Annotated in this window: 7 protein-coding genes; 4 read left to right on the top strand and 3 right to left on the bottom strand. The window is 63.7% G+C overall.

The genetic code is table 11. The annotated features are described in order from the left end of the window. Positions 1-3: 3 nt before the first annotated feature. Both E1K68_RS19260 and E1K68_RS19255 read right to left on the bottom strand, forming a co-directional pair. Positions 4-876: an SDR family oxidoreductase gene (locus tag E1K68_RS19260; protein ID WP_003192874.1), complete on the bottom strand. Its 873-nt coding sequence runs from the start codon at positions 874-876 to the stop codon at positions 4-6. A gap of 12 nt (positions 877-888) precedes the next feature. Beyond that, the gene (locus E1K68_RS19255; protein ID WP_094773744.1) at positions 889-2,667 is read right to left on the bottom strand and encodes an acyclic terpene utilization AtuA family protein; all 1,779 of its coding nucleotides are present in this window, start codon (positions 2,665-2,667) and stop codon (positions 889-891) included. A 180-nt stretch (positions 2,668-2,847) separates the two neighbouring features. Between E1K68_RS19255 and E1K68_RS19250 the strand changes: the two genes are divergently transcribed. Together E1K68_RS19250 and E1K68_RS19245 are read left to right on the top strand one after the other, a co-directional pair. After that, on the top strand, positions 2,848-3,471 hold the full coding sequence (locus E1K68_RS19250; RefSeq protein WP_003192871.1) for a TetR/AcrR family transcriptional regulator: 624 nt from the start codon (positions 2,848-2,850) through the stop codon (positions 3,469-3,471). Between the two features lie 92 nt (positions 3,472-3,563). Beyond that, positions 3,564-4,352: a transporter substrate-binding domain-containing protein gene (locus E1K68_RS19245; protein ID WP_003192869.1), complete on the top strand. Its 789-nt coding sequence runs from the start codon at positions 3,564-3,566 to the stop codon at positions 4,350-4,352. 510 nt (positions 4,353-4,862) lie between these two features. On the opposite strand, the gene E1K68_RS19240 is transcribed toward E1K68_RS19245, so the two are convergent. Continuing rightward, complete coding sequence (locus tag E1K68_RS19240; protein WP_003192867.1) at positions 4,863-5,414, bottom strand: RNA polymerase factor sigma-70; 552 nt, start codon at positions 5,412-5,414, stop codon at positions 4,863-4,865. Between the two features lie 301 nt (positions 5,415-5,715). On the opposite strand from E1K68_RS19240, the gene E1K68_RS19235 reads away from it, so the two are divergent. Both E1K68_RS19235 and E1K68_RS19230 read left to right on the top strand, forming a co-directional pair. Beyond that, the gene (locus E1K68_RS19235; protein ID WP_003192866.1) at positions 5,716-6,468 is read left to right on the top strand and encodes an alpha/beta fold hydrolase; all 753 of its coding nucleotides are present in this window, start codon (positions 5,716-5,718) and stop codon (positions 6,466-6,468) included. Positions 6,469-6,519: 51 nt separating this feature from the next. Further along, positions 6,520-19,416 (top strand): non-ribosomal peptide synthetase, encoded by a 12,897-nt coding sequence (locus E1K68_RS19230; RefSeq protein WP_212614557.1) that lies wholly within the window; start codon positions 6,520-6,522, stop codon positions 19,414-19,416. The last annotated feature ends 57 nt before the right edge of the window (positions 19,417-19,473 follow it).

Below are 19,473 nucleotides of genomic sequence, written 5' to 3'. Positions count from 1 at the left end.
GCGTTATTGCTCCGCCTTGAGCACATCCGGCAGGTAGGCGCGGTGGAACCCATTGAACGGCTCGCTCGGTACCTGCGCCTTGTGCAGCGGCCATGCGCGGCTACCCAGGCTGGCGGCGCCGTCGATGCGCAGGGTGCTGCCGCTGATGAAGGCCGCAGCCGGGCTGAGCAGGAAGACGATGGCCGCGCTGACTTCCGACTCGGTGCCGATGCGCTTGAGCGGTACATGCTCACGCAGGGTGGGAATCACCGCCTTGAAGGCGCCTTCGTAGGTGTCCATGCCGCTGGAGGCGATCCAGCCAGGCGCCACGGCGTTGACGCGCACCCCGGCATAGCCCCACTCAAACGCGGCGGTCTTGGTGAAGTTGTCCATGCCGGAGCGCGCCGCGCCGGAGTGGCCCATGCCGGGCATGCCGCCCCACATGTCGGCGAGCATGTTGACGATTGCGCCGCCGTGCTTGCTCATCGACTGGTTGAACACTTCCCGTGCCATCAGGAAACCGCCCACCAGGTTGGTGCGCAGTACGGTTTCAAAGCCCTTCTGGTTGATCGCGGCCAGGGGCGACGGGTATTGGCCGCCGGCGTTATTCACCAGGCCATGAATGGGGCCGTGGTCGTGCAGAACTTGCGTGACCAGTGCCTTCACCGCCTCTTCATCGCGGATGTCACAGGCCTGCCAATGGGCGACGCCGCCGTCTTGGGTAATTTCCTGGGCTACCTGTTGCAACTTGTCCGGCTTGCGCCCCACCAGGATCACGCGGGCGCCAAGCGCCGCCAGTTCATGGGCGGTGCAGCGGCCAATGCCACTGCCGCCACCGGTGACGATCAGGGTGTGCCCCTGGAACAGGTCGGCTTTGAAGATCGAGTCGAAGGCCACGGCAACGGTCCTTTAGCTGAGTTGATCGGCAATGTGTTGCGGTACGGCGATGGGGATTTCCAGCAGTTGCTGGGCGAAAGCCTTGCCTTGGGGATCTATGCGCAGGCTGGCGATGCCGCCGCCGCCCAGGGCGTTTTCCAGCAGGAAGTTGAGGCTGTGGCTGCCGGGCAAGTACCAGCGTTCGACGCGGCCATGGATCGGGTCGAGCACGTGGTCCATCCAGTCGACGATCACCTCCGGGGTCAGGGCTTCGGCGATCCACGGCAGGTAGTCGGGGTGGCGGGCGATCACCCCGATATTGCTGTGGTTGCCCTTGTCACCAGAGCGCGCCACGGCGAGTTTCACCAGCGGTACGCTGGCATCGGCACGGCCCAGGGGCTTGGCCGGCTCGATGGGCGCAGCCGGCGTGAGCAGAGGCGCGGAGGCGGGCAGCTCGACGGCATAACGTTGGCCTTGGTACTCGATGGCGACGCTACACAATGATTTGTCGACCAGGAACGAAAACAGCCGAATCAGCGGATACACCGTCGGCCGCCCGCCGACAATGCCGGTCAGCCCCGGTGCCATGCCGGTGGCCGCCTGGGCGATCTCGCGGGCGAACAGCGCCAGCGCCTGCTTGTTCGGGTGCCGCACCGCCAGCTTCACCACTACTTCGCGGCAATCCGCACGCCGGGCGTGGGCGCCGTAGGTGGCTTCGCTGCCGAGCAGTTCGATGTTGACGTCGGTGTAGGGCGCCCAGCCGCGCTGGCTGAACAGCTCCGAGGTCTTGTTGATGAGCGCCTGGCTGACCCGCTCGGCCTTGGCCACCGCGTCGATGCCGGCGATCAGGCAACTGGCGGTACAGCGAAAACCATCGGGGTAGGTGGCGCTGACCTTGTACTGGTCGGTGGGTGGCAGGCCCTTGGCGCCGTGCAGGCGCACCGCATGTTTGCCTTGTTGCTGCAGTTTGACCTGGCTGAAATCACAGATCACATCCGGCAGCACATAGGCGCGCGGGTCACCGATTTCATACAGCAGTTGTTCAGCCACGCTGAGTTCACTGATCAGGCCGCCGCTGCCCTCGACCTTGTTGACGGTGAACTGGCCGTCGGCGCTGACTTCGACGATGGGGAAGCCGATGTGTTCGTAGTCCGGCACGTCACGCCAGTCGGTGAAGTTACCACCGGTGCATTGGGCGCCGCATTCGATGATATGCCCGGCCAGGGCGGCCTGGGCGAGGTGATCGTAGTCCTGCCACGACCAGTTGAATTCATGCACCAATGCCGCGCTGACCACTGCGCTGTCGACCACGCGGCCGGTGATGACAATATCGGCGCCGAGCCCCAGGGCCTGGGCAATGCCCGGTGCGCCGAGGTAGGCATTGGCGGACACGCACAGGGGCGGCAGTGGGGCGCCGTTGAACATGTCGGTGACAGGCGGCAGCTGTTTGAGTTGAGGGTGCAAGTCATCGCCGAGCAACACGGCGATTTTCAGCGGGATGTGCGCGTTATCGCAGGCCGCTTGCAGGGCAGCGGCGCAGGCCTGGGGGTTAATGCCGCCGGCGTTGCTGATCACCCGGATGCCTTGGCGCTGGATATCCGCCAGCAGGGGGGTCAGCACCTCGACAAAGTCCGTGGCGTAACCGGCCTTGGGGTCTTTCAGGCGGGCACCGGCGAGGATCGACATGGTGACTTCCGCCAGGTAATCGAACACCAGGTAATCCAGGGCGCCGCCCTGCACCAATTGGGCGGCGGCGGTGCAGGTGTCGCCCCAGAAGGCGCTGGCGCAGCCGATACGTACCGTCTTGCTCATGAGAAATCCTTCCTCCAAGGGCTGGCGTCGAGACTACCAAGCAAGCGCTTGGTTTGTAAACTCCAGGCACAAGTTTTACCCAAGTGTAAACTAAAGTCACAAGTTTTACCCAAGCGCTTGCTTGGGTGGCGGTCACGGCCTAAATTGCCGGCCATGACAGTAGAGGTGAAGGAGAGCAACATGGATGAGCACAAAGCCCTGAGGGTGATGCGCACCATGGTCGATGGTGGCCAATTGACCGACCCCGAGAGCGCCCGCGGCAAATTGCTGCAAACCGCGGCTCATCTGTTTCGCAACAAGGGTTTCGAGCGCACCACCGTGCGTGACCTGGCCGGCGCCGTGGGCATCCAGTCCGGCAGCATCTTCCATCACTTCAAGAGCAAGGATGAGATCCTGCGCGCGGTGATGGAGGAAACCATCCATTACAACACCGCGATGATGCGCGCTTCACTGGAGGAGGCGAGCACCGTGCGCGAACGCGTGCTGGCGCTGATCCGCTGCGAGTTGCAGTCGATCATGGGCGGCAGTGGCGAAGCCATGGCGGTGCTGGTCTACGAATGGCGCTCGCTGTCGGCCGAAGGCCAGGCGCACGTGCTGGCCCTGCGTGACGTGTATGAGCAGATCTGGTTGCAGGTACTGGGCGAGGCCAAGGCCGCTGGCTACATCCGGGGCGATGTGTTTATCACCCGGCGCTTCCTCACCGGCGCCTTGTCCTGGACCACCACCTGGTTTCGCGCCCAAGGCAGCCTGACCCTTGAAGAGTTGGCCGAAGAGGCCTTGTTGATGGTGCTGAAGTCAGACTGAGGCGCAAGCCATTAATTTGCTGGCGAAAGTTGTCTCCCCCGGTAAAAACGCCTAGCTTATCGGCATTGAACTCTTCAACGGTGTGTGCCTCGATGTTTTCGCCATGGCGGCTGGCTGCAGGACTGACTTTATGGGCACTGGGCACCGCCGCGTGGACGCAGGCCGGTGCCGCGCAGTTGGTGAGAATCGGCGCGGCGCACTTTCCGCCCTATACCGTTCGCCCCGAACAAGGCGCCGACACCGGGTTGCTGCCGCAATTGGTCGAGGCGTTGAACGCTGCGCAAACCGATTACCAGTTTGTGGTGGTGCCTACCTCGATCCCCCGGCGTTTTCGTGACTTCGAGCAAGGCCGGGTCGACATGGCGATCTTCGAAAACCCGTCCTGGGGTTGGCAGAATATTGCCCATACCAGTGTTGATATGGGGCTCGAAGATGCGGAGATTTTTGTCGCTCAGCGTCAGCCCGGGCGCGACCAGAGTTATTTTTCTGACCTTACCGGTAAACGTCTGGCGGTGTTCAGTGGGTATCACTATGCCTTTGCTGACTTCAATCCTGATCCCAAGAACATGGCCGAGCACTACAACGCCACGTTGACCTATTCCCACGACAGCAACTTGCTGATGGTCGCCCGTGGGCGTGCGGATATTGCGTTGGTTACCCGTTCGTACCTGAGTGATTTCATGGTGCGCAACGCGGACATGGCGGGGCAGTTTTTGGTGTCGGAGCGTATTGATCAGGTGTATCACCACTACGCGTTGCTGCGGCCAAAGGCACCGATCACGGGGGAGGCGTTTTCGGCGTTGCTCAAGGGGCTACGCAGCAGTGGGCAGATGCTGAGGATTTTTGAGCCGTATCGTATTGATGTGACGCCACTGCCCTAGATCGCAGTAAATAAGATCCTTTGGGCTCAGTGGGGTCAACTGTGGGAGCTGGCTTGCCTGCGATGATGGCCTGCCAGCCGACACCTATCTACCTGACACCCCACCATCCAACTGTGGGAGCGGGCTTGCTCGCGAAGGCGGCCTGACAGGCGACACATATACCTAGTACATATCCATTCCTGCGGTAACGGCCACTTAGGGTTCCGCCCTGACGGCGGCTCACTTTCGAAAAGCGCGAAAGTAAGCAAAGCGCTCTTGCCCCACCACTCGGCACCTCGCCCAGGCTCGGTGTGCCCGAACACAGGCTTGAATCCGTGGGCCGCCGCCACGCGCCATCCATGGCGCGGGGCGGCTAACCCGGCGTCCTGCCGGGTTACCCACGAATTCAAGCCTGCGTTCGGCCAGCGTGGTTTAACGGGGCGCCTGAGATCAAAATCAAAAGCAGATCAAGAGCGACTCGCTTCGCATCGTGGTTACCGTGGGCCCTTACCCAGAATGTCCTCGCTGCGCTCAAACCCGCCGCGCAAACGTATCGCTATGACTGCCCGACACCTTGCGGCAATGCACCAGCGCATCGCGAATCATGAAGTTCACCAAGGTCGGAGACACCCCAAGCTCCTTGGCGATGTCTTTTTGCGGCACGCCATGCAAGCGGTACATCTCGAACGCGTAGCGGGTGCGCTGTGGCAACTCCGTCAGGGCGTCGGCGATGTTTTCCAGGGTGTTGAAATTGATGTGCGAGGTTTCCGGTGAAGCGCCGTGAATAACCACATTCAAGCCTTCCTCTTCGGTCCCGGAATATTTGAGCTCCAGCGCCTGCTTGCGATAGTGATCGATCGCCAGGTTGCGCACGATCTGGAACAGATAACTCAGTTGAGCCTTGAACGATGAGGTGATGGTCGGTGCCGACTGCAGCCGAAAGTAGGCGTCTTGCACCACGTCTTCGGCGCGGGAGCGGCACCCGGTGATGCGGGCCGCGATCTTCACCAGGATCAGCCGATTGTCGACGAATGCCTGGAGAAGGGGTGAATCGCACCTGCCTGTGGATACTGGTTCCGTCATGGAAATCACCTTGTTGCTAATAGGTTAGGGGAGGGCATCCCTGCTGAGGCCTCCTACACATCGGGCAACAAATTATGCTGAATGATAATGATTGTCAAATGAGAAGACGAACTAATCTTATGCCTTGGGCAAAGGTGTGAACCACGTCTCGCTCGCCCCCGGCGACTAATTATTTGCTGGCTCCGTCCGTTCTCATGGGTGACAGGTTCGTTAGTACAACGGCCAAGGATCAGCACCCGCAGGAGGACCAGATGGGTTTTTATCGTGCATTCAGCGTGTTTCAGTTTGGAGTCCTCGCGCGATGAGTACGCCCCTGCGGCTGCGCCTGTTTTGCCTGCCCCATTCAGGCGCCAGCGCCTCGGTCTATGCGCGCTGGCGCCGGGTTCTGCCGGACTGGCTGCAAGTGTGCCCGCTGGAATTGCCGGGGCGCGGCATGCGCATGGACGAGCCGTTGCAGCGCGATATCAAGGCCTTGGCCGCGCAGCTTGCTGAAGAGATCAGCCGTGATCTCGATGGCCCTTATGCCTTGTTCGGCCACAGCCTTGGCGGGCTGTTGGCGTTTGAATTGGCCCACGCTTTAAACGCACGCAATCTGCCTGCGCCGCTGGCGTTGTTCGCGTCCGGCACGGCGGGCCCGGCGCGTCGTGATGTGAGCGAGTACGCCGTCGAAAAGACCGATGCCCAACTCATCGCCCGCCTGCGTGAGTTACAAGGCACCGCCGAGGAAGCCCTGGCCAACCCCGAGTTGATGCAACTGATGTTGCCGATCCTGCGCGCCGATTTCCTGCTGTGCGGCAGTTTCACCTATGGCGAGCGCCAGCCCCTGGCGCTGCCGATCCACGTGTTCGGTGGCAAGCAGGACAGCGTGCGTGCCGACCAGTTGCTCGACTGGCAACTCGACGCCGCCAGTGGGTTTTCCCTGGACATGTTTGACGGCCATCACTTCTTCCTCGTGCAGCAAGAAAGCGCCGTGCTGCGCTGTGTGCGTCGCTATGCCGACGAGCACCTGGCGCGCTGGCGCATTGGCGCGGCGCGGCAGCTCGCCGCCGGCTGAACCCCACCGATTTCCCGAATTTCCCGTAAGCCGATTTCAGGCAGGAACCCCATGATGGACGCCTTCGAACTCCCCCGCACCCTGGTCCAGTCCCTTCAACAGCGTGCTGCGCAGACGCCGGACCAGGTGGCGTTGCGCTTCCTCGCCGAGAGCGCCGAGCACAGTGTGGTGCTCAGTTATCGCGACCTCGACCAACGCGCCCGCACCATCGCCGCCGCCCTGCAAGCCAACGCTGGCCTGGGCGAGCGTGCGGTGTTGCTGTTCCCCAGTGGGCCGGACTATGTGGCGGCGTTCTTTGGTTGCCTGTACGCCGGGGTGATCGCGGTGCCGGCGTATCCGCCGGAATCCACGCGCCGTCATCACCAGGAGCGTCTGCTGTCGATCATCAGTGATGCCGAGCCGCGCCTGCTGTTGACCATTGCCAGCCTCAGCGAGGGCCTGGCGCAGATTGAAAATGCGCCCACGGTGTTGAGCGTCGACACCCTGGAGGCGCAGCTGGCCGACCAGTGGGTCGAGCCCGACCTCAAGGCCGACGACATCGCCTTCCTGCAATACACCTCCGGCTCCACCGCATTGCCCAAAGGCGTGCAAGTCAGCCACGGCAACCTGGTGGCCAACGAAGTGCTGATCCGCCGTGGTTTTGGCATCGACCTCAACCCCGACGACGTGATCGTCAGTTGGTTGCCGCTGTACCACGACATGGGCCTGATCGGCGGCCTGCTGCAACCGATTTTCAGCGGCGTGCCCTGCGTATTGATGTCGCCGGCCTACTTCCTTGGCCGACCTTTGCGCTGGCTGGAGGCGATCAGCGAATACGGCGGCACCATCAGCGGTGGCCCAGATTTCGCCTACCGCCTGTGCAGCGAACGGGTCAGCGAGTCGGCCCTGGAGCGTCTGGATTTGAGCCGCTGGCGCGTGGCCTATTCGGGTTCCGAACCGATCCGCCTCGACACCCTGGAACGCTTCGCGGAAAAATTTGCGGCCTGTGGTTTCACCCCGAATAATTTCTTCGCCTCCTACGGCCTGGCCGAAGCCACCCTGTTTGTCGCGGGAGGCATCCGTGGCCGTGGCATTCCCGCGATGCGCATGGACGAGCAGGCGCTGGCCACCAACCGCGCCGAACCGGGGCAGGGCAGCGCGATCATGAGTTGCGGCACCAGCCAACCGGACCACGCCGTGTTGATCGCCGACCCGCACATTCTCACCGAGCTGCCCGACCAGTGCGTCGGCGAACTCTGGGCCACCGGCCCGAGCATCGCCCACGGCTACTGGCGCAACCCTGAAGCCAGCGCCAAGACCTTTGTCCAGCATGCTGGCCGCACCTGGTTGCGCACTGGCGACCTGGGCTTTATTCGCGACGGTGAGGTGTACATCACCGGGCGCCTGAAAGACCTGCTTATCGTGCGCGGCCACAACCTCTACCCCCAGGACATCGAGCAGACCATCGAGCGCGAAGTGGAAGTGGTGCGCAAGGGCCGGGTTGCCGCGTTTGCGGTCAATGACCAGGGCCTGGAAGGCATCGGCATCGCCGCGGAAATCAGCCGCAGCGTGCAGAAAATCCTGCCGCCCGAAGCGCTGATCAAGGCGATCCGCCAAGCCGTGGCCGAGGCCTGCCAGCAAGCCCCGAGCGTGGTGGTGCTGCTCAACCCCGGCGCCTTGCCGAAGACCTCCAGCGGCAAAGTGCAGCGTGCGGCCTGTGCGCTTCGGCATGCCGATGGCAGCCTCGACAGCTACGCGCAGTTCCCCGGGCAGCAGGGGCCGGCGAGCGAAGTGGCGCTGGAATCGGACCTGCAACAGCAGATTGCGGCGATCTGGTGCGAGCAACTGCAACTGGCTCATGTGGCGGGCGACGATCACTTTTTCTTGCTGGGCGGCAACTCCATCACCGCGACCCAAGTGGTCGCGCGCCTGCGCGAAAGCCTCGGGCTGGAGCTGAACCTACGCCTGCTGTTCGAAGCGCCGACACTCGCGGCCTTTGCTGCGGCTGTGGCGCACCTGCAACAGGACGGCGGCGTGGCCCAAGGCGCAATACACGCGCTGTCACGTCAAGAAGACCTGCCCCAATCCCTGGCACAGAACCGCCTGTGGATCACCTGGCAATTGGACCCTCACAGCAGCGCCTACACCATTCCCGGCGCCTTGCACCTGCGCGGCGAGCTGGATGAAGACGCGCTGCGTCACAGCTTCCAGCAACTGATCCAGCGTCACGAAGCCCTGCGCACGCGCTTCTACGAGCGCGACGGCCAGGCGTTTCAGCGTGTCGAGGCAACGGCGGATTTCGAACTGCCGATCATCGACCTCAGCGACCTGCCCAACACCGAACGCGAAGCCCGTGCGCAACGGGTCCGCGAAGACCAGGCACGCAGTCCGTTCGACCTGGAAAAAGGCCCCTTGCTGCGGGTTACCCTGGTACGCCTGGACGATGAAGAGCACCAACTGCTGGTGACTTTGCACCACATCATTGCCGACGGTTGGTCGCTGAATATCCTGATCGACGAGTTCTCGCGCCTGTACGCCGCTGCCGTCCAAGGCCAGTCCCTGGAGCTGCCGCCTTTGCCCTTGCAATACGCCGACTACGGCAGCTGGCAGCGCCAATGGCTGGCCGAAGGCGAGGGCCAGCGACAGCTGACGTACTGGAAAGCGCAGTTGGGTGACGAGCATCCGGCCCTGAACCTGGCCACCGATCATCCGCGTGCCGCCCAGCATCGGCACAGCGCCGCGCGCCATAGCCAGCGCCTGGATGCGCGCCTCAGTGCGGCGATCCGCCAGACCGCCCAGGCCCATGACTCGACGCCGTTCATGCTGCTGCTGGCGACGTTCCAGACCTTGCTCTATCGCTACAGCGGCCAGCGCGATATCCGTATCGGCGTGCCCAATGCCAACCGCGCACGCCATGAAACCCAGGGCCTGATCGGCTTCTTTATCAACACCCTGGTGCTGCGCGCCGAGCTGGACGGGCGCCTGCCGTTCAATCAGTTGTTGGCCGCCACCCGCGAGACCACATTGGCCGCCCAGGCCCATCAGGACCTGCCCTTCGAACAACTGCTGGAAGCCTTCCCCCAGGCCCGCGAACAGGGCCTGTTCCAGGTCATGTTCAACCACCAGCAACGTGACCTCAGTGCCTTGCGCCGCCTGCCGGGCCTGCTGGCCGATGAGTTGCCCTGGCACAGCCGCGAAGCCAAGTTCGACCTGCAACTGCACAGCGAAGAAGACCGCAATGGGCGCTTGAGCCTGTCGTTCGACTACGCCGACGAGCTGTTCGATTGCGCGACCATCCAGCGTCTGGCCGAGCAGTTCATCCATCTACTTCACGCTGTGTGCGCGCAACCACAACACGCCATCGGCGACCTGCCATTGATGCAGGCCGACGAACAGCAACCCTGGAGCGAAGCCCCCTGCGCGCCGGCCCGGCACTGGCTGCCCGAGCTGCTCAGCCAACAGACGTCGGACGCCACCGCACTGGTCTGGCAGGACGGCAGCCTGACCTTCGCCCAACTGCACACCCAGGCCAACCGCCTGGCCCATTACCTGCGCGACAAAGGCGTCGGCCCGGACGTGTGCGTAGCCATCGCCGCCGAGCGTTCGCCGCAATTGCTGATCGGCCTGCTCGCCATCATCAAGGCCGGTGGCGCCTACGTGCCGCTGGACCCGGATTACCCCGCCGAGCGCCTGGCCTACATGCTCAAGGACAGCGGCGTGCAACTGCTGCTCACCCAGACCGCGTTGCTGCCCCAACTGCCCAGCGCCGAAGGCGTGTGCGTGATCGCCATGGACAGCCTGCACCTCGACAGCTGGCCGACCCAGGCGCCCGGCTTGCATCTGCACGGCGATAACCTTGCCTACGTGATCTACACTTCCGGTTCCACCGGCCAACCCAAAGGCGTGGGCAACACCCACGGCGCCCTGGCCGAGCGGTTGCAGTGGATGCAGGCCACCTATCAACTGAACGACACCGATGTGCTGATGCAAAAGGCGCCGATCAGTTTTGACGTGTCGGTGTGGGAATGCTTCTGGCCATTGATTACCGGCTGCCGCCTGGTGCTGGCCGGGCCTGGCGAACATCGCGACCCGCACCGTATCGCGCAGCTGGTGCAGGAACATGGGGTGACCACGCTGCACTTCGTGCCGCCGCTGTTGCAGCTGTTTATCGACGAGCCACTGGTGGCCGAATGCACCAGCCTGCGTCACCTGTTCTCTGGCGGCGAAGCCTTGCCCGCCGAGTTGCGTAACCGCGTATTGGCGCGCTTGCCAGCGGTGCAATTGCACAACCGCTATGGCCCGACCGAAACCGCGATCAACGTCACCCATTGGCAGTGCGCTGCCTCGGATGGCGAGCGCTCGCCGATTGGCCGGCCATTGGGCAATGTGATTTGCCGCGTACTGGACGAGCAGCTCAACCCGCTGCCGGCCGGTGTGCCGGGCGAACTGTGCATCGGCGGTATCGGCCTGGCGCGGGGTTACCTGGGCCGTGCCGGGCTGACGGCCGAACGTTTTGTCGCCGACCCGTTGGGCGCGGCGGGCACTCGGCTGTATCGCACCGGTGACCGTGCGCGCTGGAACGCCGATGGCGTCCTCGAATACCTCGGGCGCCTCGATCAGCAGGTCAAGCTGCGCGGTTTCCGAGTGGAGCCGGAAGAAATCGAAGCGCGCCTGCTGGCCCTCGCAGGCATCGCCCAAGCCGTGGTGCTGGTGCGTGATGCCCAGTTGATCGGCTACTACACCGCTGACACCGAACTGGATGAGCAAACGGTCAAAATCGCCCTGGCCGCCGAGTTGCCGGAGTACATGGTGCCCGCGCTGCTGATGCGCCTGGATGCCATGCCCCTGAGCCCCAGTGGCAAGCTCGACCGGCGCGCCTTGCCGGAGCCGGTATGGCAAACCCGCGAACACGTCGAACCGCACACAGTCTTGCAGCTGCAAATCGCCGCGATCTGGCGCGAGGTGCTGGGCCTGCCACGTATCGGCCTGCGCGATGACTTTTTCGCACTGGGCGGGCACTCGTTGCTGGCCACGCAAATCATCTCTCGCACCCGCCAGGTTTGTGACGTCGAGCTGCCGCTGCGCACCCTGTTCGAAGCCAGCGAGCTGGGCGATTTTGCCGAGCAGGTCGGGCGTATCCAGGCGGCGGGCCAGCGCAATCAACAGACTGCCATCGCCAAAGTCGACCGCAGCCAGCCGGTCCCCTTGTCCTATTCCCAGCAGCGCATGTGGTTCCTCTGGCAGATGGAACCGGACAGCCCGGCCTATAACGTCGGCGGCATGGCGCGCCTGCGCGGGGTACTGGATGTGGGGCGTTTCGAGGCAGCCTTGCAAGCCTTGATCATGCGTCATGAAACCCTGCGCACCACTTTCCCAAGCGTTGACGGTGTGGCCTGTCAGAAGGTCTCGGCGCAGACCACTGTGCGCATGGGCTGGCAGGACTTCTGCGCATTGGATGAGCTGCAGCGCCAGCAGCGTTTGCAGCAACTGGCCGATGTCGAGGCGCACACGCCGTTCAACCTGGAAACCGGGCCGCTGTTGCGCGCCTGCGTGGTCAAGGCTGGCGAGCAAGAGCATTACCTGGTGCTGACCCTGCACCATATCGTCACCGAAGGCTGGGCCATGGACATCTTTGCCCGTGAACTCAGCGCCCTGTATGAAGCCTTTATCGACGAGCGCGACTCGCCGCTGCCCGCGTTGCCGGTGCAGTACCTCGACTACAGCGTGTGGCAACGCCGGTGGATGGAAGCCGGTGAGCGCCAGCGCCAGCTGGACTACTGGACCGCGCAACTGGGCAACGAACACCCGTTGCTGGAACTGCCCGGCGACCGTCCACGCCCACCGGTGCAAAGCCACCGGGGCGAGCTGTACCGCTTTGATTTGAGCGATGAGCTGGCCGCCCGTGTGCGTGCCTTCAACGCGCAACAGGGCCTCACGCTGTTCATGACCATGACCGCGACCCTGGCGGTGTTGCTCTACCGCTACAGCGGCCAGACCGACCTGCGTATCGGCGCGCCCGTGGCCAACCGTATCCGCCCGGAAAGCGAAGGCTTGATTGGCGCGTTCCTCAATACCCAGGTGCTGCGTTGCCAGCTCACTGGGCAGATGCAGGTCAGCGAGTTGTTCGAGCAGGTGCGCCATACCGTGATCGAAGGCCAGTCCCATCAGGACCTGCCGTTCGACCACCTGGTGGAAGCTCTGCAACCACCGCGCAGCGCGGCGTACAACCCGTTGTTCCAGGTGATGTGCAACGTGCAGCGCTGGGAATTCCAGCAAAGCCGCCAACTGGCCGGCATGACCGTGGAGTACCTGGCCAACGATGCGCGGGCGACCAAGTTCGACCTCAACCTGGAAGTCACCGACCTCGACCATCGCCTGGGTTGCTGCCTGACCTACAGCACCGACCTGTTCGACGAGCCGCGCATTGCACGCATGGCCGCGCATTGGTGCAACCTGCTCGAAGCGTTGATCGCCGATCCCGGCCAGCGCCTCAGCGAATTGCCGTTGCTGAGCGCGGATGAGCAACGCGCCTTGCAAGACAGCCTGGGGGTGGAGAAGGGCGCGCATCGCCTCGACCAGTGCATCCATCAGCTGTTCAGCCAGCAGGCCAGCCAGCGGCCGGATGCCCCGGCGCTGACCTTTGCCGGTGTGACCCTCACGTATGCACAACTGGATGAGCGCGCCAACCGCCTGGCCTGGATGCTACGCGAGCGTGGGGTGGGCCCGCAGGTGCGCGTGGGCCTGGCGCTGCCGCGTTCGCTGGAAATGGTCATCGGTTTGCTGGCGATCCTCAAGGCCGGCGGCGCCTACGTGCCGCTGGACCCGGAATACCCGCTGGACCGCTTGCATTACATGATCGAAGACAGTGGCATCGGCCTGCTGCTCAGTGATGCGGCCCTGCTCGAAGCCCTGGGTGAATTGCCGGCGACGGTGGCGTGCTGGTGCCTGGAGGATGACTCGCCGGTGCTGGCCAATTACCCCGCCGAGGCGCTGCCGTTCGTGAGTCTGGCGCAACACCAGGCATACCTCATCTACACCTCGGGCTCTACGGGCAAGCCCAAGGGCGTGGTGGTGTCCCACGGTGAGATCGCCATGCACTGCCAAGCGGTGATCGAGCGCTTTGACATGCGCCCGGATGACTGCGAGCTGCACTTTTATTCGATCAACTTTGACGCTGCCACCGAGCGTTTGCTGGTGCCGCTGCTGTGCGGGGCGCGGGTGGTATTGCGCGCCCAGGGCCAGTGGGATGCCGAAGAAATCTGCGCGCTGATCCGTACCCATCGCATCAATGTGCTCGGTTTTACCCCTAGCTACGGCAGCCAGCTGGCGCAGTGGCTGGCGACCCAGCAACAGACGCTGCCGGTGCGCATGTGCATCACCGGTGGCGAAGCCTTGACCGGCGAACACTTGCACCGCATCCGTGCGGCATTCATGCCCCAGCTAGTCTTCAACGCCTACGGCCCCACCGAAACCGTGGTGATGCCCCTGGCCAGCCTGGCGCCCGAGCAGTTGGAGGAGGGGGCCGGCAGTGTGCCGATCGGCAGCATCGTCGGCGAGCGCGTGGCCTACATTCTCGACGCCGACTTGGCGCTGGTGCCCCAAGGCGCCAGCGGTGAGCTGTACATCGGTGGCGCCGGCCTGGCTCAGGGTTATCACCAGCGTCCGGGGATGACGGCGGAGCGCTTTGTCGCGGATCCGTTTGCCATCGAGGGCGGGCGTTTATATCGTACCGGCGACCTGGTGCGCCAACGCGCCGATGGCCTGGTGGAGTACCTGGGGCGCATCGACCATCAGGTGAAGATTCGCGGTTTCCGCATCGAACTGGGCGAAATCGAAACACGCTTGCTCGAACATGAAGCTGTGCGCGAAGCAGTGGTGCTGGCCCTGGATGCGCCGAGCGGCAAACAGCTGGTGGCGTACCTGGTCAGCGATGCCGAGCACGCCGCCTTGCGCGACGCGTTGAAGGCGCACCTCAAGGCGCAACTGCCGGACTACATGGTGCCCGCGCATCTGATCGTACTTCAAAGCATGCCACTCACCGCCAACGGCAAGCTCGACCGCCGCGCCTTGCCGGAGCCGGACCCAGAGGCCAATCGCCAAGCCTACGTGGCCCCTCGCAGTGAGCTGGAACACAGCCTGGCCGCCATCTGGTGCGCGGTGCTGAACGTGGAGCAAGTCGGCCTCGACGATAATTTCTTTGAACTGGGCGGCGACTCGATCCTGTCAATCCAGGTGGTGAGCCGTGCGCGCCAGGCCGGGATTCATTTCAGTCCCCGTGACCTGTTCCAGCACCAGACTGTACAAAGCCTGGCGGCCGTGGCGACCCGCTCGGAGCGCGTCATCGCCGAGCAAGGGCTGCTGACCGGTCCTTCGGGCCTCACGCCGATCCAGCACTGGTTCTTCGACACCGACATCCCGGCTCGCCAGCACTGGAACCAGGCGTTGGTGCTCAAGCCACTGCAACTGCTCGATGCCCATCGCCTGGAGCAAGCGCTGCTGGCCGTGCTGGAACACCACGACGCGCTGCGCTTGAGCTTTACCCCGCGTGGCGCGCAATGGCATGCCGAGCACTTGGGCGTGCCGGAAGGTGGCGTGCTGCTGCAGGCGCAGGTGCGCGACATGCAGGCGTGCACGGCGTTGTTCACCGACACCCAGCGCAGCCTCGACCTGGCACAGGGGCCGCTGTTGCGCGCCTTGCTGGTGGACGGGCCGCAAGGCCAGCAGCGCTTGCTGATCGCCATCCATCACCTGGTGGTGGACGGCGTGTCGTGGCGCGTCCTGCTGGAAGACCTGCAAAACGTTTATCGCCAACTCAGTGAAGGCCAGTCCGTCAGCCTGCCGGCCAAGACCAGCGCGCTGCGCGATTGGGCTGCGCGCTTGCAAGCCTATGCCCACAGTGAGTCCTTGCGCGAAGAGTTGAGCCTGTGGCAAGCGCAATTGGCTGGCCCGGCCGTGGCCTTGCCGGTGCAGCGTCCCCAAGGCGCACGGCGCAATAGCGATGCTGAAACGGTTAGCGTGCGCCTGGATGCCGAGCGCACCCGGCAGTTGCTGCAACAGGCGCCGAGTGCCTATCGCACCCAGGTCAACGACCTGTTGCTGACCGCCCTGGCCCGCGTACTGTGCCGCTGGAGCGGGCAGGCCTCGGCACTGATCCAGCTGGAAGGCCATGGCCGCGAAACCTTGTTCGATGACATCGACCTGACCCGCAGCGTGGGCTGGTTCACCAGTGCCTATCCGTTGCGCCTGACGCCGCAGGCCGAGCAGGGCGACTCGATCAAGGCGATCAAGGAGCAACTGCGTGGTGTGCCCCATAAAGGCTTGGGTTATGGCGTGCTGCGTTACCTGGCCGATGACCTGTGCAAACAGAGCATGGCCGCCTTGCCGAGCGCGCAGATCACCTTCAACTACCTGGGCCAGTTCGACCAGAGTTTCGGCGCTGACGCGTTGTTCCATCCGCTGGAGGAATCCGCCGGTCTGGCCCATGACCCGGATGCGCCGTTGCCCAATGAACTGAGCATCGACAGCCAGGTCTACGGCGGCGAGCTGGTGCTGCGTTGGACGTTCAGCCGTGAGCGTCATGATCAACAGGTGATTCGCGATCTGGCCGAGGCTTACCTGGCCGAATTGCACAGCCTTATCGCCCATTGCCTGCAGGATGATGCCGGCGGCCTCACGCCGTCCGACTTCCCCCTGGCACACCTGACCCAGGTGCAACTGGACGCCTTGCCGGTACCCGCCAGCGCCATCGAAGACGTCTACCCGCTGACCCCGATGCAAGAGGGCCTGCTGCTGCACACCCTGCTGGAGCCGGGCACCGGCCTGTATTACATGCAGGACCGCTACCGCATCAACAGCGCCCTGGATCCGGAGCGTTTTGCCCAGGCCTGGCAAGCGGTGATCGCCCGCCACGAAGCCTTGCGTGCCTCGTTCTGCTGGAACGTCGGCGAAGACATGCTGCAAGTGATCCACAAGCCCGGCAGCACGCCGATTGAGTACCTGGACTGGAGCGCCGACCCGCAGGATGAGCAGGAGCCGCGTCTGCAAGCCTTGCTCAAGGCCGAGCGCGAAGCCGGTTTTGACTTACTCAACCAGGCGCCTTTCCACTTGCGCCTGATTCGCGTGGGCGAGGCGCGCTACTGGTTCATGATGAGCAACCACCACATCCTGATCGATGCCTGGTGCCGTTCGCTGCTGATGAATGACTTCTTCGATATCTACACGGCCCTGGGCGAAGGCCGCGATGCGCAACTGGCAACGCCGCCGCGCTATCGCGACTACATTGCCTGGCTGCAACGCCAGGACCTCAACGAGGCGCGCCAGTGGTGGCAGCAAAACTTGCAAGGCTTCGAGCGCGCCACGCCGATCCCGAGTGACCGCCCGTTCCTGCGCGAACACGCCGGTGGCAGTGGCGGCATGGTGGTGGGCGACTGCTACACCCGCCTGGATGCCCGCGACGGTGCGCAACTGCGCGAACTGGCCCAGGCGCATCAGCTTACCGTCAACACTTTCGCCCAGGCGGCGTGGGCCCTGGTGCTGCGGCGTTTGAGTGGCGATCGCGACGTGCTGTTCGGTGTCACCGTGGCCGGGCGCCCGGTGGAAATGCCCGAGATGCAACGCACCGTCGGGCTGTTTATCAACAGTATCGCGCTGCGGGTGAAACTGCCCGAGGATGATCAGCCTTGCAGCGTGCGCCAGTGGTTGAGCGCTTTGCTCGACAGTAATATGCAGTTGCGCGAGTACGAGTACCTGCCGCTGGTGACGATCCAGGAACACAGCGAATTGCCCAAGGGCCAGCCGCTGTTCGACAGCCTGTTTGTGTTCGAGAACGCACCGGTGGAAGTCTCGGTGCTGGACCGTGCGCAAAGCCTGAACGCCACCTCGGATTCCGGGCGTACCCACACCAACTTCCCGCTGACTGCCGTGTGCTATCCGGGGGATGACCTCGGTTTGCACCTGTCCTACGACCAGCGTTATTTCGACGAAAGCACCGTGCAAGGCATGCTCGCTGAGTTCAAACGCCTGTTGCTGGCGCTGGTGCAGGGCTTCCATGGCGACATGGCCGAGCTGGCGCTGATGGGCGAGCAGGAGCGTGAGTTTCTCGTGGAAGGCTGTAACCAGAGCGCACATGCCTACCCGCTGGAACGCAGCTATATCGAGTTGTTCGAGGCGCAGGTCGCACAGCATCCGCAACGTATCGCCGCCAGTTGCCTCGACCAGCAATGGAGCTACGACGAGCTGAACCGCCGCAGTAACGGCCTGGGCCACGCGTTGCTTGCGGCCGGTGTGGGCCTGGACCAACCGGTGGCGTTGCTGGCTGAACGTGGGTTGGACTTGCTCGGCATGATCATCGGCAGCTTCAAGGCCGGTGCCGGTTACCTGCCGCTGGACCCAGGGCTGCCTGGCCCGCGCCTGAGCCGCATCATCGACCTGAGCCGCACACCGTTGCTGGTGTGCACCGAAGCGTGCCGGGAACAGGCCATCGAACTGCTTGAAGGCTTCGACTGCCAGTTGCTGGTGTGGGAGGAAATCCCCGCCCGTGGCGAAAACCCAGGTGTCTACAGCGGCCCGGACAACCTTGCCTACGTGATCTATACCTCGGGTTCCACTGGCTTGCCCAAGGGCGTGATGGTCGAACAGCGTGGCATGCTCAACAACCAGTTGAGCAAGGTGCCGTACCTGAACTTGAGCGATGCCGATGTGATCGCCCAGACCGCGTCGCAAAGCTTCGATATTTCTGTGTGGCAGTTCCTCGCCGCGCCGCTGTTTGGCGCACGGGTGGACATTGTGCCCGCTACCATCGCCCATGATCCGCAAGGGCTTTTGGCCCACGTTCAAGCACAGGGCATCACCGTGCTGGAGAGTGTGCCGTCGCTGATTCAGGGCATGCTGGCCCAGGAGCGTATCAGCCTCGACGGCCTGCGCTGGATGTTGCCGACCGGGGAGGCCATGCCGCCGGAGTTGGCCCATCAGTGGCTGCTGCGTTACCCGCAGATCGGCTTGGTGAATGCCTACGGCCCGGCGGAATGCTCCGATGATGTGGCGTTCTTTCGCGTCGATCTGGTCTCCACCCGTGGTACTTACCTGCCGATTGGTACGCCGACCGACAACAACCGCTTGTACCTGCTCGATGGCGCCTTGGAGTTGGTGCCCCAAGGCGCGGTCGGTGAGTTGTGCGTCGCCGGCACCGGCGTCGGTCGCGGCTATGTCAGCGATCCGCTGCGCACCGCCCAGGTGTTTGTACCCAACCCCTTTGGCGCGCCTGGCGAGCGGCTCTACCGTACCGGCGACCTGGCACGGCGTCGCAGCGATGGGGTGCTGGAGTATGTCGGGCGTATCGACCACCAGGTGAAGATTCGCGGCTACCGCATCGAGTTGGGTGAAATCGAAGCGCGCCTGCACGAACAACCGCACGTGCGTGACGCGGCGGTGGGTGTGCAAGAGGGGGCCAATGGCAAGCACCTGGTCGGCTACCTGGTGGCCGCCGATGCCACGCTCGACCCGAGCGAACAGCTGGAGCGTATCAAGCAACGCCTGCGTGCCGAACTGCCCGAATACATGGTGCCGCTGCAGTGGCTATGGCTTGACCGCCTGCCCCTGAATGCCAACGGCAAACTCGACCGCAAGGCCCTGCCGGCGCTGGAGATCGGCCAGTTGCACAATCAGGACTATGTGGCGCCGCGCACTGAACTGGAAACCACGTTGGCGGCTATCTGGGCCGAGGTGCTGAAAGTCGAGCGGGTTGGGGTGCAGGACAACTTCTTCGAACTGGGCGGGCACTCGCTGCTGGCTACGCAGATCGCTTCGCGGGTGCAAAAAACGTTGCAGCGCGACGTGCCATTGCGGGCGATGTTCGAGTGCAGCACCGTGGCGGAGTTGGCCGCGTATATCGACGGGTTGGCGGGCAATGAGATCAGTGCCGAGAAGGTGGATCGGTTGAGTGATTTGATGGCGGAGTTGGAGGGGCTTTAAGGCTTGAGTGGGCGCTACCCGTTGGTCGGGTAGCGCCTTTTTTTTAGCCAGAACTGT

The organism is Pseudomonas sp. B2021 (assembly GCF_018135665.1).
GTDB lineage: Bacteria > Pseudomonadota > Gammaproteobacteria > Pseudomonadales > Pseudomonadaceae > Aquipseudomonas > Aquipseudomonas lactis.
The sequence above is the reverse complement of the archived record's forward strand: the minus strand, read 5'-3'. Positions and strand labels throughout refer to the sequence as shown.

Bases quoted from the DNA above. Each gene is read 5' to 3' on its own strand.
- E1K68_RS19240 (WP_003192867.1), bottom strand. From the start codon at position 5,414: ATGACGGAACCAGTATCCACAGGCAGGTGCGATTCACCCCTTCTCCAG.
- E1K68_RS19250 (WP_003192871.1), top strand. From the start codon at position 2,848: ATGGATGAGCACAAAGCCCTGAGGGTGATGCGCACCATGGTCGATGGT.
- E1K68_RS19245 (WP_003192869.1), top strand. From the start codon at position 3,564: ATGTTTTCGCCATGGCGGCTGGCTGCAGGACTGACTTTATGGGCACTG.
- E1K68_RS19235 (WP_003192866.1), top strand. From the start codon at position 5,716: ATGAGTACGCCCCTGCGGCTGCGCCTGTTTTGCCTGCCCCATTCAGGC.
- E1K68_RS19230 (WP_212614557.1), top strand. From the start codon at position 6,520: ATGATGGACGCCTTCGAACTCCCCCGCACCCTGGTCCAGTCCCTTCAA.
- E1K68_RS19255 (WP_094773744.1), bottom strand. From the start codon at position 2,667: ATGAGCAAGACGGTACGTATCGGCTGCGCCAGCGCCTTCTGGGGCGAC.